The sequence below is a fragment of the Enterobacteriaceae endosymbiont of Donacia provostii genome (assembly GCF_012570145.1).
Classification (GTDB): Bacteria; Pseudomonadota; Gammaproteobacteria; order Enterobacterales; family Enterobacteriaceae.
In genome coordinates, this window is the sequence record NZ_CP046206.1 from 2,324 (window position 1) to 18,669 (window position 16,346).

Genomic DNA, 16,346 nt, shown 5'->3' on the forward strand with positions numbered 1-16,346 from the left:
CGTTATTAGTCGGCGATTTCCGAATGGGGAAACCTAATATATATAACTATATATTATCGTGATTTGAATACATAGAATTACGAAGTAAACCAGGAGAACTGAAACATCTAAGTATCCTGAGGAAAAGAAATCAATAGAGATTTCCTTAGTAGTGGCGAGCGAACAGGAAGAAGCCCGAGACGTACTTTATTTATTGTATTAGTAAAAATAACTGGAAAGTTATACGATACAAGGTGATAGTCCTGTATATTAAAATACAATAATTATAGTCTCAATGAGTAGAACGAGACACGTGTAATCTTGTTTGAATATAGGGGGGTCATCCTCTAAGGCTAAATACTACTGACTGACCGATAGTGAACTAGTACCGTGAGGGAAAGGTGAAAAGAACCCCGGTTAGGGGAGTGAAATAGAACCTGAAATCATATACGTACAAGCAGTAGGAGCACTTAAAAAGTGTGACTGCGTACCTTTTGTATAATGGGTCAGCGAGTTATATTTTGTAGCAAGGTTAACTGTATAAGGAAGCCGTAGGGAAACCGAGTCTTAAAAGGGCGTTTTAGTTGCAAGATATAGACCCGAAACCCGGTGATCTAACCATGAGCAGGTTGAAGGTTTGGTAATTCTTACTGGAGGACCGAACCGACTAATGTTGAAAAATTAGCGGATGACTTGTGGTTAGGGGTGAAAGGCCAATCAAACCGGGAGATAGCTGGTTCTCCCCGAAAGCTATTTAGGTAGCGCCTCGTAAAATTCATATTTGGGGGTAGAGCTCTGTTTCGGTTAGGGAATCTACCAGATTTACCAATCCGATGCAAACTACGAATACCAAATTTATGTTATTACGGGAGACACACAGCGGGTGCTAACGTCCGTTGTGAAGAGGGAAACAACCCAGATCGCTAGCTAAGGTCCCTAAGTTATAATTAAGTGGGAAACGAGGTGGGAAGGCATAAACAGCTAGGATGTTGGCTTAGAAGCAGCCATCATTTAAAGAAAGCGTAATAGCTCACTGGTCTAGTCGTCCTGCGCGGAAGATGTAACGGGGCTAAATTATACACCGAAGCTGCGACAATAAAGAAGTTATTATTTTTATTTTATTGGGTAGGGGAGCGTTCTGTAAGTCGTTGAAGATAAATTGTAAAATTTATTGGAGATATCAGAAGTGCGAATGCTGACATGAGTAACGATAAAATAGGTGAAAAACCTATTCGCCGAAAGACTAAGGTTTCCTATCCAACGGTAATCGAGGTAGGGTAAGTCGATCCCTAAGGCGAGGCTGAAAAGCGTAGTCGATGGATAACAGGTTAATATTCCTGTACTCATTATTATTGTGAAGGGGGGACGAAGAAGGTTAGATTATCCAAGTGATGGTTGTCTTGGTTTAAACGTGTAGATGAATTATTTAGGAAAATCCGGATAATTATTACATTAAGACGTGATGACGAAATACTTTATTGTATTGAAGTAATTAATACCATGCTTACAAGAAAATCCTCTAAACTTAAATAATATTGAATCGTACTCCAAACCGACACAGGTAGTCAGGTAGAGAATACTAAGGCGCTTGAGAGAACTCAGGTGAAGGAACTAGGCAAAATAGTGCCGTAACTTTGGGAGAAGGCACACTGATTGTAAGTAAGAAGATTTACTTTTTGAGCTGAAATCAGTCTAAGATAACGGCTGACTGCAACTGTTTATTAAAAACACAGCACTGTGCAAACACGTAAGTGGACGTATACGGTGTGACGCCTGCCCGGTGCTGGAAGGTTAATTGATAGGGTTATTATTTTATATAAGAAGCTCTTGATCGAAGCCCCAGTAAACGGCGGCCGTAACTATAACGGTCCTAAGGTAGCGAAATTCCTTGTCGGGTAAGTTCCGACCTGCACGAATGGCGTAATGATGGTCAGACTGTCTCCACCTGAGACTCAGTGAAATTGAAATTGCTGTGAAGATGCAGTGTACCCGCGGCAAGACGGAAAGACCCCGTGAACCTTTACTATAGCTTGATATTGAATAGTGCATATTAATGTGTAGAATAGGTGGGAGATAATGAAATGTTAGCGCTAGCTAATATGGAATCGTCCTTGAAATACCACCCTTTAGTATTTATTATTCTAACCTAAACCCGTAATCCGGGTTAGAGACAATGTCTGGTAGGTAGTTTGACTGGGGCGGTCTCCTCCTAAAGAGTAACGGAGGAGTACTAAGGTCAGCTAATCACGGTCGGAAATCGTGAGGTTAGTACAAAGGCATAAGCTGGCTTAACTGCGAGAATGACAATTCGAGCAGATGCGAAAGCAGGTCTTAGTGATCCGGTGGTTCTGTATGATAAGGCCATCGCTCAACGGATAAAAGGTACTCCGGGGATAACAGGCTAATACCGCCCAAGAGTTCATATCGACGGCGGTGTTTGGCACCTCGATGTCGGCTCATCACATCCTGGGGCTGTAGTAGGTCCCAAGGGTATGGCTGTTCGCCATTTAAAGTGGTACGCGAGCTGGGTTTAGAACGTCGTGAGACAGTTCGGTCCCTATCTGTCGTGGGCGTTGGAAGATTGAAAGGATTTGCTCCTAGTACGAGAGGACCGGAGTGAACGTATCTATGGTGTTCGGGTTGTCATGCCAATGGCATTGCCCGGTAGCTAAATACGGAAAAGATAAGCGCTGAAAGCATATAAGTGCGAAACTTACCTTAAGATTAGTCTTCCCTAGATTTTTATTAGTTATTTATAGAAATCTCTTAAGGGACGTTAAAGACGATGACGTTGATAGGCTAGGTGTGTAAGCATAGTGATATGTTAAGCTAACTAGTACTAATAAACACCCGTGAGTCTTAACCTTACAACACCAGAATCGTTTAAATTTAAATATTTAAATTACATTTAACAAAATAATCCTGGTATATATAACGCAATGGTACCACCTGAATCCATTCCGAACTCAGAAGTGAAACATTGTAGTGCCAATGGTAGTGTGAGGTCTCCTCATGTGAGAGTAGGTAAATACCAGGATAAAATATTTCACATTATTAAATGTCATACTTAAATTATTCATTAAAAAAATTAAATACTTTTAATTTATCAACAAAAGTATATAAATTATTTATAGTTAAAAATTTACATGATTTATGTAAACTATGGAAAGAATATGAAAAAAAATGTATGCCTTGTTTAATTTTAGGAGAGGGAAGTAATGTTTTATTTTTAAATAATTTTTATGGATTAATTATTATAAACAGAATAAAAGGCATATATATAAGAGAATCGAAAAATCATTGGAATTTACATGTTAATTCTGGAGAAAATTGGCATTATTTAGTTGAATTTACAATTAAAAATAAAATTTATGGTTTAGAAAATTTAGCATTGATACCTGGATGTGTAGGATCAGCGCCAATCCAAAATATTGGAGCATATGGTACTAGTATAAAAAAATTTTGCAAATATGTTGATATCATTAATCCAGTAAATAAAAAAATTCAAAGGATTAATAACAAAAATTGTAATTTTAAATATAGAGATAGTATCTTTAAAAATGAATATTATAAAAAACATGTTATTATTTCAGTTGGTTTATTTTTATCAAAAAAATGGATTCCAAATTTAGAATATTATTCTATAAAACATTTAAAAAATTACAATATTACTCCTCAAAAAATTTTTCATTATATTTGTAACATAAGGAAAAAAAAAATTCCTCATCCAAAAATACATGGTAATGCAGGTAGTTTTTTTAAAAATCCATATATATCTATAAAAAAAGGATTAAAGTTATTAAAAATTTTTCCTACAATGCCTTATATTATTAAACATCATTATATTAAATTATCTGCAGGATGGTTAATTAACCAATGTAATTTTTCTAAATGTATTTATAATGGGGTAACTGTTTATTCTAAACAGTCATTAATTATTTTAAATAAATTTAATAAATCTTCAGGTATAGATATACTTAATTTTGCAATTAAAATATATAATACTGTAGGAAAAAAATTTGATATTTGGTTAGAACCAGAAGTACGTATTATAGATAGTTATGGAGAAATAAATCCACTAATTTATTTTAAAAAATAGTTAAAATATCACTTTATATTTATATATTTAATCGCTTCATAATAATTTTTAATGCTAAAACATAGCCATATGTACCTAATCCTAATATTACTCCATTAGAAATATCTGAAAAAAAAGAATTTTTTCGAAATAGTTCTCTTTTGTATATATTAGTAATATGTACTTCAATAAATGGTATTTTAATTGCTAATAAAGTATCACGTAATGCAATACTAGTATGTGTAAAAGCAGCAGGATTTAATATAATATAATTAATTTGATCTTTATATTTAATTAAATAATTTATTAATTCATATTCTGCATTAGATTGAAAATGACTTAATTTACAATTTTTTTGATTAATTTTATTTGATAAAATTTGAATAATATCTTGTAAAGATTTATGACCATATTTATTTGGTTCTCTAATTCCTAAAAGATTTAAATTAGGACCATTTAAAACTAGAACGTGATTTTTATATTTTTTATATTTCATTATTTAAAAATATATTATTAATTTAATTTTTAATTATATAATATTTATGATAAATAATGTAAATTAATTTTATTATTTATAATAAATAATATATTTATTATAAATAAAATGTTATTATGTTTGTATGTAAAATAAATTTAATTTCATTAAAATAACTATAAAATATAAAATCGGGTTTTTTTATTATGTTAAAAAAATTTCGGGGAATGTTTTCTAATGATTTATCTATAGATTTAGGAACAGCAAATACCTTAATTTATGTTAAAGGTAAGGGTATTGTTTTAAACGAGCCTTCTGTTGTAGCTATTAGACAAGATAAAGCAGGATTCCCTAAAAGTGTAGCTGCTGTTGGATATAATGCTAAACAAATGTTAGGAAGAACTCCAGGTAATATTGCAGCTATTAGACCTATGAAAGATGGTGTCATAGCAGATTTTTTTATTACAGAAAAAATGCTACAACATTTTATTAAACAAGTTCATAGTAATAGTTTTATGAAACCTAGTCCTAGAGTATTAGTCTGTGTTCCTGTTGGAGCAACTCAAGTTGAAAGAAGAGCTATTAGAGAATCTGCTCAAGGAGCAGGAGCAAGAGAAGTTTTTTTAATAGAAGAACCAATGGCAGCTGCTATTGGAGCAGGTTTACCAGTTTCAGAAGCTACAGGATCCATGATTATAGATATTGGAGGGGGTACTACTGAAGTAGCAGTTATATCTCTAAATGGGGTAGTATATTCTTCTTCTGTAAGAATAGGAGGAGATAGATTTGATGAATCTATTATTAATCATGTAAGACGTAATTATGGTTCATTAATTGGAGAAGCAACTGCTGAAAAAATTAAACATAAAATAGGTTCTGCTTATAATAATAATGAAGAATTATTAGAAATGGAAGTAAGAGGTAGAAATTTAGCAGAAGGAGTACCAAGAGGTTTTACATTAAATTCTAATGAAATTTTAGAAGCTCTTCAAGAACCTTTAACCGGTATTGTAAGTGCTGTAATGATTGCATTAGAAAAATGTCCACCAGAATTAGCAGCTGATATTGCAGAAAGAGGTATGACATTAACTGGTGGGGGAGCATTATTAAAAAATTTTGATAAGTTATTAATAGAGGAAACAGGTATTTCAGTTTCTATAGCTGAAGATCCATTAACTTGTGTAGCAAGAGGTGGAGGAAAAGCATTAGAAATGATTGATACACATGGAGGTGATTTATTTAGTGAAGAATAATTATAATTATTAAGATAATATATTTATGAAATTAATATTTAGTAAAAAACCTATTTTTAAATTAAGAACAGTAATATTTATTATTATATCAGTTATTATTATAGTTATTGATACTTATTCTAATTTTTTTGTTAAAATAAGATATCAAACTAATAACACTATGATTCCTGTGTATTTTTTTTTAAATAAACCTTTTTTTATATATGAAAAAATATCAAAATTTTTTATAAAAAAAAATGTAATACTTAAAAATAATAAATATCTATTTAGTAAAATTTTACAACAAAATATGAAATTATTTTCTTTAAAAGAAATTGAAGAAGAAAATAATCATTTAAGAAATATTTTACATTTACCTGTCCTAAAAGAAAAAAATAGTATTTTAGCAAAAATAATACCAGTTATATTACCCAGATGTAAAAATGAAATTTTTATTAATAAAGGATCTAAAGATAATGTTTTCTTAGGTACAATAGTACTTAATGAACAAGGTGTAGTAGGACAAGTTATATCAACTAGAAAACAAAGTAGTCAAGTTTTATTAATTTGCAATAAAAAATTTTCTTTACCAGTACAATTACAAAATAGTGATACTAAATTCATTATTAATGGTAATGGGTGTACAAAACCTTTAAAATCTGAATACATATCTACTGATATAAATCTTAAAAAAGGAGATATATTAGTAACATCTGGTTTAGATGAACAATATCCTTATGGGTATCCTGTTGGTACTATTACTAATGTAATTTTAGATAAAGAAAAAAATTTAAATATAGCTTATATTAAGCCATTTATAAAAATGGAAACAATAAAATATGTATTATTACTAATAAATTCTCAATAAAATATGAAAAATTATCTTTTTACATTTTTTGTTTATATAACATATATGATATCATTTTTTTTACAAATTTCTTTGACTAAAAATAGTAATATTATTTTACATATATCATGGTTAATATTAATTTTAATTTATTGGATATTATCTTATCCATATAAAATTAATATTATTAATAGTTTTATTATTGGATTAATGATAGATTTTTTTACAAATTATATTTTAGGAATACATAGTTTATTATTATGTATAATGACATATTTTATATTATATAATCATCAATTTATTATTCACTTAAATGTAATAAATAAATTCTTATTTATAATTTGTATCTTATTTATAATAAATTTTATTATTTATACAATAAATGACGTAAATTTTAATTATCTAACATTATCATTACAAAGTATTTTAAATGGTTGTATATGGATAACTATGTATTTTTATTTAAAGAAACTTTATTTTAGATATAAAAATTTTCTTCTTTCTTAAGAAAATAAACATTATCTATTTTTGGATAATGTTTATTTTTTTAAATATTTAATAAAAAACTATAAACAAATATTATTATTTGGAATTCCTGCAATTTTTGAAGCTTGTTTAATAACTCCATTAGGAAATAAATTAAATAAACTTACACTATCCCATATTTCATCTTTATATTGTTTTTTAAGTTTATTAATTAATATTCTTAAATTTGGATGTATTTTATATTTAAAATATAAATTACGTAATGTATATATTACTTTCCAATGATTACTATTTAATTTAATTTTTTCTAAATTAGCTATTTTAATAGCTAATTTTATATTCCATATTATACTATTTTCTTTATTATTTAAATAAACATTCATTTTAATGATTAATATTTTAGGAGGAAGAGAGATTCGAACTCTCGAATAGTTTCCTATTTCCGGTTTTCAAGACCGGTGCCTTCAACCACTCGGCCATTCCTCCATTTAAAATATAAAAAATTTGTAATAATATATATAATATTATATTTTTAAAAAAAATTAAAGTTAATATTTTAATTAATCATTATATGAAAAATAATAATATTCAAATAGGTAGATTATATATAGTAGCTACACCAATTGGTAATTATAGTGATATAAGTCAAAGAGCACTAAATACTTTAAAAAAAGTAAATTTTATTTTAGCAGAAGATACTAGAAAAACAGGATTATTATTAAATTATTTTCATATTAAAAAAAAATTATATTCATATTATGAATATAATGAAAAAAAAAATACTACAAAATTTTTAGAAAAAATTAATAAAGGTTATAATGTAGCATTAGTATCTGATGCAGGTACTCCATTAATTAATGATCCTGGATATAGAATGATTAAATTATGCCGTGAAAAATATTTAAATATAAGAATTATATCAATTCCAGGACCATGTTCAGCTATTGTAGCTTTATCAATATCTGGTTTACCAACAAATAGGTTTTGTTATGAAGGATTTTTATCTAATAAAAAAAGTAAAAGAATTAAAAGATTATATGAATTAAAATCAGAATATAGAACTATTATTTTATATGAATCAACTCATAGATTGTTAAAATGTTTATATGATATAAAAAATATTTTTGGAAAAAAAAGATATATAGTTATTGCAAGAGAATTAACAAAAAAATGGGAAAATATACATGGAGATTATATTTCTAATTTAATAAAATGGATTAAATTAGATTTAAATCAAATAAAAGGAGAAATTGTTTTAATTATTAGTGGATATAAAAAATCTAATAATATAAAAGATAAAATATCTTCTAAAATTAAAAAAACATTTTTCTCTTTGAAAAAAGAATTAGCTTTAAAAAAAGCTATAAATATTACTGCAAATATATATTCTATTAAAAAAAATTTATTATATAAATTCTATTTAAAAAATAAAGATTGATATATATATTTAATATATTATAATCTTTATTTATAGAGTTAATAAAAAACAGTCGCTTTTATAATTAAATAAAAGAGGAAAGTCCGGACTCCATAGGGTATGGTGCCAGATAATTTCTGGGAAGTGTAAACTTACGAATAGTGCAACAGAAAAAATACCGCTAATTTAATATTTACAATATTAGTAAGGGTGAAAAGGTATGGTAAAAGCATACCGGTATATTAGTAATAATATATGTCAATGTAAACTCCACCAGGAGCAAGGCTAAATATAGGTTTGTATTACCCGTACTATAAACCGGGGTCAGCTGCTTGAAATAATAAGTAATTATTATTCTAGATAAATGACTGTTCTAAGACAGAATCCGGCTTAAAAAATAACTTTATAATTAGCATAATTTTATATTTAAAATTATGCTTTTTCATAGGCATATAAAATATTTTTCATTAAAGTAGCTACAGTTATTGGTCCTATTCCTCCAGGTACAGGTGTAATATAAGAAGCCCTTTTTTTAGCTTGTTCAAATTGAATGTCACCTACAATTTTATTATTATTAATTCTATTAATTCCAACATCAATAACAATTGCACCTAATTTTATCCATTTACCTGGTATAAAATTAGGTTTACCAACAGCTACTATTAATAAATCAGCATATTTTATATGATATTTTAAATTTTTTGTAAAACGATGAGTAATAGTAATTGTACATCCTACTAATAATAATTCCATAGCTATAGGACGACCTACTATAATTGAATCACCTACAATTACAGTATTTAATCCATAAGTATTAATTTTATAATATTTTAATAATTTCAATATACCTAAAGAAGTACAAGCACGTAAAATAGGAAATCCTTGACATAAATGTCCAATATTATAAGGATGTAAACCATCTACATCTTTTTTAGGATTTATTGTTTCTATTATTTTAATAAAATTAATTTTTTTAGGTAAAGGTAATTGTATTAAAATACCATCTATATAATTATTGTTATTTAATAAATTAATTATTTTTAAAATTTCACTTTCATTAATTTTATTAGATAAATTATAATAATAATAAAAAAACCCTAATTTTTTACACATTTCTAATTTATTTTTTATATAAATTTGAGATGATAAATTATTTCCAACTAATATAACTCCTAAACCAGGTTTTCTTTTTTTATATAAAAAAAGATTTTTCATTTTTTTATATATTTTAATATATATTTCTTTGGCAATAATATGTCCATTAATAATTTTAGCATTCATTTAAGATAACTCATTATAAAAAATAATAAATAAAATAATTTAATTAATTTGAATATATATCATAATAATGATATATTACTTATAATATTTTTGCGCTCTTAGCTCAGTTGGATAGAGCAATAGCCTTCTAAGCTATTTGTCACAGGTTCAAATCCTGTAGAGCGCAAAATAATTTAAACAAAAAATATTAAATTTATTCAAGATTTTTAATACATACATAAAAAGATTGTTTTAAATCTTCTATTAAATCTTTTGGATTTTCAATTATAATAGACAAACGTAAAAGTGAATTGGAAATTCCTGTATTTTTTATTTCTTTTGGAGTTATACAAGAATATGTCATTGTAGATGAATGAGAAATTAAACTTTCCATACCTCCAAAAGATTCAGCTAAAGTAAATAATTTTAATGAATGTAAAAATATTTTTAACATCTTTTTAGAACCATTAAATTCAAAACTCAATACAGCTCCAAAAATTTTTTGTTGCTTTTTAGCTATTTCATGACCAATATTATCTATAATTGATGGATGATATATTTTTTTAACTAATTTATGTTTTTTTAAAAATTCAATTATTATTAATGTATTTTTTTGAGCTATTTTTAATCTCGGATATAATGTTCTCATTCCTCTTAATAATAAATAACTGTCAAATATAGAACTAGTTATTCCTATATTATTATCACACCATAATAATTTATTAAGATAATTAAGATTTTTAGTAATAATAGTACCAATAATTATATCAGAGTTTCCATTTAAATATTTAGTACATGAATGTATTACTATGTTAGCTCCTAAATTTAATGAATTTTGTAATAAAGAACTTAATAATGTGTTATAAACAACACTAAGTGCATTTAAATATTTAATTTTATGACAATAATAAGTTATATTAATAACCCTTAATAAGAGGTTGCTAGGAGTTTCCATAAATATTAGTTTAGGTTTATTTTTTATAACATGTAAAAATTTTTTTTTATTATACATAGCTATAAATTTAATTTTATATATTCCCCTATCTTGTAAACTTTTAAATAATCTAAAACTATCACCATAACAATCTTTAGGACAGATAATTAAATCTCCTGGTTTTAAAAAAATAATAATTGTTAAATAAATTACAGCCATCCTACTACTAGTTAGTATACATCCTAAACCATTTTTTAATAATGAAATAATTTTTTGTACAGAATCTCTTGTAGGATTACTTTTTCTTGAATAATTATATTTTCTAGGTTTATTAAAACCTTTAAAACTATATGTACTAGTTAAATACAAAGGAGATAAAACACTCCCATATTTTTTATCTGTATTTAATCTTTCATAAACAGATAATGTTCTTCTTTTATAAGAATGTATCATATTTATTTATAAATAATTATATAATATATAATTTACTATATATTAAAATATAAATATGCATATATTTTTAATAATTTATTAATAATTAATATCTAATATTTTATATATTATAAAAACAAGCATATTTTTTGGGTCGTACAGGATTTGAACCTGTGACCAATTGATTAAAAGTCAACTGCTCTACCAACTGAGCTAACGACCCAAATTTATTTTATTTAATTTATGGGTGATGACGGATTTGAACCGCCGACCCCCTCCTTGTAAGGGAGATACTCTACCAACTGAGCTAATCACCCAATAATATCTATATGCTATTCTTTTTATTACTTAAATGTCAATATTTTTATTAAAATTTTTATAAAAAAAAATATAATTATTATATTATAATAAAAATATTATAATTTAAAATTAAAATTAATAATTTTATATATTATGAAAATCACAACTCGATTTGCACCCAGTCCTACTGGTTATTTACACATAGGAAATGTTCGTACTGCTTTATATTCATGGTTATTTGCTAGAAAACATAATGGTTCTTTTATTTTACGTATTGAAGATACTGATTTTAAAAGATCTAATAATATTTTTATTAAAAATATTATTGAAACATTAAAATGGTTAAATATTGATTGGGATAAAGGTCCATACTTACAAAGTCAAAGATTAAATAGATATAATGATATTATTACATTTTTATTAAAAAGTAAAAACGCATATAAATGTTATTGTTCTAAAGAAAAAATAAAAAAAAATGAATTATATCAAAGTAATATTAAATATTCTTGTGGATGTAAAAACATTAAAAATATTTCTCAGAAACCTTATGCAGTAAGATTATATATTCCTAAAAATAAAAATATTACATTTACAGATACTATTAGAGGAAAAATTACATTTCAAAATAATTTGTTAGAAGATTTTATAATTCAACGTACAAATGGTATGCCTACATATAATTTTTGTGTAGTAATAGATGATTGGGATATGAAAATAACTCATGTTATTAGAGGTGAAGAACATATTAATAATACTCCAAAACAAATACATATTATTAATGCTATTGGTGCATCAATACCCTCTTATACTCATGTATCAGTAATTACTGATTTATCAGGTAAAAAAATTTCTAAAAGAAATAATAATTTTAATATTTTAAAATATAAAGAAGATGGTTATTTACCTAACGCATTATTAAATTATATTTTACGATTAGGTTGGTCATTTAATAATAAAGAAATTTTTTCAATAGAAGAAATGAAAAAATTATTTAATTTAAAAAATTTAAGTAAATCTTCTAGTATTTTTAATATAGAAAAATTAAATTGGTTAAATAAATATTATCTGAATAAATTACCAGAAAAAAATATGGTTGATTTTTTAAAAAATTTTCTTTATAAGAAAAATATTAATTTAAAAAATGGACCTCAAGTTAAAAAATTATATAAAATTTTTTATAAAAGATGTAATACATTAAATGAAATAAGTAATTTATGTACAATTTTTTATACAAATCCAAATTATAAAAAAAATTCAGTTAATAAAAAATATTTAAATAGCGATTCGAAAATAATTTTAAATATATTTTTAAAATATATTTTAAATATAAAAAAATGGTCAATAAATAATATAAATGATATTTTTAAAAAAATATTATCTAAATTAGCAATGAATTTTAAAAAGATAGCAATGACTATACGTATATCTATTACTGGTTTGGAAAACACACCCCCTATTAATAATATTCTATATTTAATGGGTAAAGAAAAAACTATATATCATATTAAAAATGCAATAAATTTTATTAAATCTAATAATTTATAAATTGTATAATATATTTAAATTAATTATTTATGTATATTTAATTAAATTTAAATAGTTATAAATATAATAATAAAATATGTATTAATTTCTTAACCTAGGTGTTATTAATTGTTTTTTTATTGATGCAGATAATTCGTCTAATGATGAATTATCTGAATGTTCATTTTCTAATGGTTCTCCTGATAATTGTGCTTCCGCTAAATATGTATGTATAGGTTGTCCTGTATCATCTTCCATTACTACATGATACCATGGTTTATTGCGTAATGTTATAATTTCAGCAACTTCATCAATTTTAGGATCATGTAAAGAATATTCAGGATCAACATCGACTATAACTCCTAAAAAACCTAATAACTTATGTCTTACTTGTTGACCAATACCAAATTTACTGGTAATCATTATAAGAACCTTCTTAAGGTATATTAAAGTTTTAATAATAATTATATAATAAATTTTTTATAAATTAAATATTATTTTAAAGTTAAATATATAAAATTTTATATCTTATATTTAATTGAATTTTTTCGTAATATAACATAATATTTATATATTATAATAATTATTTAAAAAGTATTTTTAATAAAAAATTAAAATTTTATTGTAAATAAAATAAATATATGAGACCAATTACAGTAATTATTAATACTAATGCATTAAAAAATAATTTAAAAATAATAAAAAATATCACACTTAATTCTAAAATTTGGTCTGTTTTAAAATCAGATGCTTACGGACATGGTATTAAAAATATATATCCATTTATTAATGATAATAGTGATGGTTTTGCTGTTTTAACATTAGATGAAGCTATTTATTTAAGAACAAAAGGGTGTAATAAACCAATTTTATTATTAGAAGGTTTTTTTAGTGAAAAAGAATTATTTTTGATCTATAAATATTATTTAACTATTACTATACATAGTAAATGGCAAATAAATGCATTAATAAAATATAGATCATATTGTCCTATTAATATTTATATTAAAATAAATAGCGGTATGAATAGATTAGGATTTGATACAAAAAAAATTTTAAAAATAATTAATTTTATTAAAAATAATATCAATGTTTCTAAAATAAGTTTAATGACTCATTTTTCAGAAGCAACAATTAATTCTTATATGATAAAAAAACAAATAACAAAAATAAAAAAATCCATTAAAAATTATAATACTTTTTCATGTTCATTTGCTAATTCTGCTGCATTATTATGGCATAAATATAGTCATTATAATTGGATTAGAACAGGTATTATTTTATATGGTGCTTCTCCAACTGGTAAATGGAAAGATATTAAAGATAAAAAAATTCAACCAGTAATGACATTAAAAAGTAAAATTATATCTATACAAAAAATATATCCTGGAGATATTGTTGGTTATAATTGTGGATATTATTCAAATCAAAAACGCAGAATTGGAATTATAGCATGTGGTTATGCTGATGGTTATCCTAGAAATATAAATGATAAAACATTTGTTTTTATTAAAGGTATTAAAACAAAAATATTAGGTACTGTTTCTATGGACATGATAGCTATAGATTTATTAAATATTCCAAAAGCAAAAATAGGTAGTTCAGTGGAACTATGGGGTAATAATATTAAAATAGATGATGTAGCTAAATCAGCTAATACTATTGGTTATGAATTAATGTGTTCAGTATCAAAAAGAGTTCCTAGAATTTTAAAATAAATTTATGTATTTAAAATAAACATTTTATTTTATAATATTTTTTATATTTTTTATATCTATTCTAGAAAATAATAATTTAAATTTATTAATTTTATGATCTATTAAAGGTTTTTTTATATTTTGAAAACATAATTTATAATTTAAAAATGATTCAGTTTTTTTAGATAAAACTGGCATAATTGGTTTTAAATAAGTTATAATTACACGAAACATATTAATACCCATAGAACAAATATTTTGAACTTTTTGTTTATCATTATTTATTAATAACCAAGGTTTATATTTATCAATATAAGAATTAGCTATATCTGACAAAATTATGATTTGTTTAATAACATGACTATATTTACGTTTAAAAAAATAATCATGAATAATTTCAGATTTTTTAATAAATTTTAAATATAATAAAAAATTAATATTTTCAGATAAATTATTACTAAAATAATTATTAATAAAATATGCATTTCTTGAAGCTAAATTAACAATTTTATTAACAATATCACTATTAATTTTAAATACAAAATCATTAATATTTAAATCAATATCATTGATATGAGATGATAATTTAGAAGCATAATAATAACGTAAACTATCAGAATCTGAAAATTTTAACCATTTTTGAGCAGTAATAAAATTACCTTTAGATTTAGACATTTTATATCCATTTAATGTTAAATGACCATGAACAAATAATTTAGTAGGTTTTCTAAAATTTATACCTTCTAAAATAGCAGGCCAAAATAAACTATGAAAATAAATTATATCTTTTCCAATAAAATGATATAATTTCGTATTAGATTCTTTTTTCCACCATTGGTAAAAATTTAATTTTGGATTTTTATCACATAAATTTTTAAAAGTACTGATATATCCTATAGGAGCATCTAACCAAACATAAAAATATTTATTAATAGTTTTAGGTATTTTAAAACCAAAATATGGACCATCTCTAGTAATATCCCATTGTTTTAAACCTAAAAAAAACCATTCTTGAATTTTATTTTTAATATTATAATCTAGTACATCAGAATTAATCCAAGATTTTAAAAAACCATAAAATTGAGGTAAATCAAAAAAGTAATGTTCAGAATTACATAATATAGGTTTTGTTTTTGACAAAACAGAAATTGGATTTTTTAATAAAATAGAAGAATAAGTTGTACCACAATTTTCACAATGATCTCCATATTGATCTATAGATTTACAATTAGGACATTCTCCTTTTATAAACCTATCAGGTAAAAATATATTATATTTAGAATCATATAATTGCTTAATAATTTTTTTTTTTATAAAATTTTTTTTTTTTAAATTATTAAAAATTAATTTAACAAAAAAAAAATTTTCCATACTATTTGTAGAATGATAGTTATCATGAATAATATGAAAATTTTTAAAATCTAAAATATGTTCATTATATATTTTACTAATGATTTTTTCAGGTTTAATATTGAGTTTTTTAGCTTTTAACATTACTGGAGTACCATGAGCATCATCAGCACAAATAAAATACACTTCATGACCAGACATACGATTATATCTAACCCAAATATCTGCTTGTATGTGTTCTAATAAATGACCTAAATGAATACTACCATTAGCATATGGTAATGCACATGTAATTAACATTTGTTTTTTTGTAAACATAAAATTTTATATATTTT

13 protein-coding genes, 4 tRNA genes, 2 rRNA genes and 1 other RNA gene are annotated in these 16,346 nt (G+C 24.3%); 11 read left to right on the forward strand and 9 right to left on the reverse strand.

All coding sequences use genetic code 11. The annotated features are described in order from the left end of the window. From GJT93_RS00015 to murB, 3 genes are all read left to right on the forward strand, one after another. Positions 1-2,834, forward strand: a 23S ribosomal RNA gene (locus tag GJT93_RS00015). A gap of 66 nt (positions 2,835-2,900) precedes the next feature. Next, positions 2,901-3,016: ribosomal RNA gene (gene rrf / locus GJT93_RS00020) — 5S ribosomal RNA — on the forward strand. A 21-nt stretch (positions 3,017-3,037) separates the two neighbouring features. Continuing rightward, positions 3,038-4,078, forward strand: coding sequence for a UDP-N-acetylmuramate dehydrogenase (gene murB, locus GJT93_RS00025; RefSeq protein ID WP_168821590.1), 1,041 nt, complete (start codon positions 3,038-3,040; stop codon positions 4,076-4,078). Positions 4,079-4,097: 19 nt separating this feature from the next. Here murB and aroQ read toward each other — a convergent pair whose 3' ends face one another. Continuing rightward, complete coding sequence (gene aroQ / locus GJT93_RS00030) at positions 4,098-4,553, reverse strand: type II 3-dehydroquinate dehydratase (RefSeq protein WP_168821591.1); 456 nt, start codon at positions 4,551-4,553, stop codon at positions 4,098-4,100. A gap of 185 nt (positions 4,554-4,738) precedes the next feature. On the opposite strand from aroQ, the gene GJT93_RS00035 reads away from it, so the two are divergent. The 3 genes from GJT93_RS00035 to mreD are packed head-to-tail and all read left to right on the forward strand — an operon-like array spanning position 4,739 to position 7,118. Further along, positions 4,739-5,785: a rod shape-determining protein gene (locus GJT93_RS00035; RefSeq protein ID WP_168821592.1), complete on the forward strand. Its 1,047-nt coding sequence runs from the start codon at positions 4,739-4,741 to the stop codon at positions 5,783-5,785. A gap of 25 nt (positions 5,786-5,810) precedes the next feature. Continuing rightward, positions 5,811-6,632 (forward strand): rod shape-determining protein MreC, encoded by an 822-nt coding sequence (mreC, locus tag GJT93_RS00040; protein ID WP_168821593.1) that lies wholly within the window; start codon positions 5,811-5,813, stop codon positions 6,630-6,632. A gap of 3 nt (positions 6,633-6,635) precedes the next feature. Beyond that, entirely contained in the window at positions 6,636-7,118 is a 483-nt protein-coding gene (gene mreD, locus GJT93_RS00045) for a rod shape-determining protein MreD (protein ID WP_281352186.1), read from the forward strand. A gap of 59 nt (positions 7,119-7,177) precedes the next feature. Here the strand turns inward: mreD and GJT93_RS00050 are convergent, their stop codons facing one another. Both GJT93_RS00050 and GJT93_RS00055 read right to left on the reverse strand, forming a co-directional pair. Further along, positions 7,178-7,480, reverse strand: coding sequence for a TusE/DsrC/DsvC family sulfur relay protein (locus tag GJT93_RS00050; protein WP_168821595.1), 303 nt, complete (start codon positions 7,478-7,480; stop codon positions 7,178-7,180). A gap of 18 nt (positions 7,481-7,498) precedes the next feature. Continuing rightward, positions 7,499-7,583: transfer RNA gene (locus tag GJT93_RS00055), tRNA-Ser, on the reverse strand. A gap of 73 nt (positions 7,584-7,656) precedes the next feature. Here GJT93_RS00055 and rsmI point away from each other — a divergent pair. Together rsmI and rnpB are read left to right on the forward strand one after the other, a co-directional pair. Further along, positions 7,657-8,535, forward strand: a complete 879-nt coding sequence (rsmI, locus tag GJT93_RS00060) for a 16S rRNA (cytidine(1402)-2'-O)-methyltransferase (protein ID WP_425483318.1) — start codon at positions 7,657-7,659, stop codon at positions 8,533-8,535. Between the two features lie 34 nt (positions 8,536-8,569). Beyond that, positions 8,570-8,923: RNase P RNA component class A (gene rnpB, locus GJT93_RS00065), an RNA gene on the forward strand. Between the two features lie 23 nt (positions 8,924-8,946). On the opposite strand, the gene folD is transcribed toward rnpB, so the two are convergent. Next, positions 8,947-9,795 (reverse strand): bifunctional methylenetetrahydrofolate dehydrogenase/methenyltetrahydrofolate cyclohydrolase FolD, encoded by an 849-nt coding sequence (gene folD, locus GJT93_RS00070; RefSeq protein WP_168821597.1) that lies wholly within the window; start codon positions 9,793-9,795, stop codon positions 8,947-8,949. 92 nt (positions 9,796-9,887) lie between these two features. Here folD and GJT93_RS00075 point away from each other — a divergent pair. Next, positions 9,888-9,961, forward strand: a tRNA-Arg gene (locus GJT93_RS00075). A gap of 27 nt (positions 9,962-9,988) precedes the next feature. On the opposite strand, the gene GJT93_RS00080 is transcribed toward GJT93_RS00075, so the two are convergent. From GJT93_RS00080 to GJT93_RS00090, 3 genes are all read right to left on the reverse strand, one after another. After that, a complete protein-coding gene (locus tag GJT93_RS00080; protein WP_168821598.1) occupies positions 9,989-11,161 on the reverse strand; it encodes a PLP-dependent transferase in 1,173 nt (390 codons plus the stop codon). 129 nt (positions 11,162-11,290) lie between these two features. Then, positions 11,291-11,363, reverse strand: a tRNA-Lys gene (locus GJT93_RS00085). A 21-nt stretch (positions 11,364-11,384) separates the two neighbouring features. After that, a tRNA-Val gene (locus GJT93_RS00090) sits at positions 11,385-11,457 on the reverse strand. A 136-nt stretch (positions 11,458-11,593) separates the two neighbouring features. Between GJT93_RS00090 and gltX the strand changes: the two genes are divergently transcribed. Continuing rightward, a complete protein-coding gene (gene gltX, locus GJT93_RS00095; protein WP_168821599.1) occupies positions 11,594-12,985 on the forward strand; it encodes a glutamate--tRNA ligase in 1,392 nt (463 codons plus the stop codon). An 81-nt stretch (positions 12,986-13,066) separates the two neighbouring features. Here gltX and hspQ read toward each other — a convergent pair whose 3' ends face one another. Beyond that, positions 13,067-13,387: a heat shock protein HspQ gene (hspQ, locus tag GJT93_RS00100; protein WP_168821600.1), complete on the reverse strand. Its 321-nt coding sequence runs from the start codon at positions 13,385-13,387 to the stop codon at positions 13,067-13,069. Positions 13,388-13,605: 218 nt separating this feature from the next. On the opposite strand from hspQ, the gene alr reads away from it, so the two are divergent. Next, positions 13,606-14,682: an alanine racemase gene (gene alr, locus GJT93_RS00105; protein ID WP_168821601.1), complete on the forward strand. Its 1,077-nt coding sequence runs from the start codon at positions 13,606-13,608 to the stop codon at positions 14,680-14,682. 24 nt (positions 14,683-14,706) lie between these two features. On the opposite strand, the gene metG is transcribed toward alr, so the two are convergent. Beyond that, the gene (metG, locus tag GJT93_RS00110; RefSeq protein WP_168821602.1) at positions 14,707-16,329 is read right to left on the reverse strand and encodes a methionine--tRNA ligase; all 1,623 of its coding nucleotides are present in this window, start codon (positions 16,327-16,329) and stop codon (positions 14,707-14,709) included. Positions 16,330-16,346 lie beyond the last annotated feature (17 nt).

Excerpts from the sequence above, each read along its gene's own strand:
- murB (WP_168821590.1), top strand. The coding sequence starts at position 3,038 with ATGTCATACTTAAATTATTCATTAAAAAAATTAAATACTTTTAATTTA.
- aroQ (WP_168821591.1), bottom strand. The coding sequence starts at position 4,553 with ATGAAATATAAAAAATATAAAAATCACGTTCTAGTTTTAAATGGTCCT.
- GJT93_RS00035 (WP_168821592.1), top strand. The coding sequence starts at position 4,739 with ATGTTAAAAAAATTTCGGGGAATGTTTTCTAATGATTTATCTATAGAT.
- mreC (WP_168821593.1), top strand. The coding sequence starts at position 5,811 with ATGAAATTAATATTTAGTAAAAAACCTATTTTTAAATTAAGAACAGTA.
- mreD (WP_281352186.1), top strand. The coding sequence starts at position 6,636 with ATGAAAAATTATCTTTTTACATTTTTTGTTTATATAACATATATGATA.
- GJT93_RS00050 (WP_168821595.1), bottom strand. The coding sequence starts at position 7,480 with ATGAATGTTTATTTAAATAATAAAGAAAATAGTATAATATGGAATATA.
- folD (WP_168821597.1), bottom strand. The coding sequence starts at position 9,795 with ATGAATGCTAAAATTATTAATGGACATATTATTGCCAAAGAAATATAT.
- GJT93_RS00080 (WP_168821598.1), bottom strand. The coding sequence starts at position 11,161 with ATGATACATTCTTATAAAAGAAGAACATTATCTGTTTATGAAAGATTA.
- gltX (WP_168821599.1), top strand. The coding sequence starts at position 11,594 with ATGAAAATCACAACTCGATTTGCACCCAGTCCTACTGGTTATTTACAC.
- hspQ (WP_168821600.1), bottom strand. The coding sequence starts at position 13,387 with ATGATTACCAGTAAATTTGGTATTGGTCAACAAGTAAGACATAAGTTA.
- alr (WP_168821601.1), top strand. The coding sequence starts at position 13,606 with ATGAGACCAATTACAGTAATTATTAATACTAATGCATTAAAAAATAAT.
- metG (WP_168821602.1), bottom strand. The coding sequence starts at position 16,329 with ATGTTTACAAAAAAACAAATGTTAATTACATGTGCATTACCATATGCT.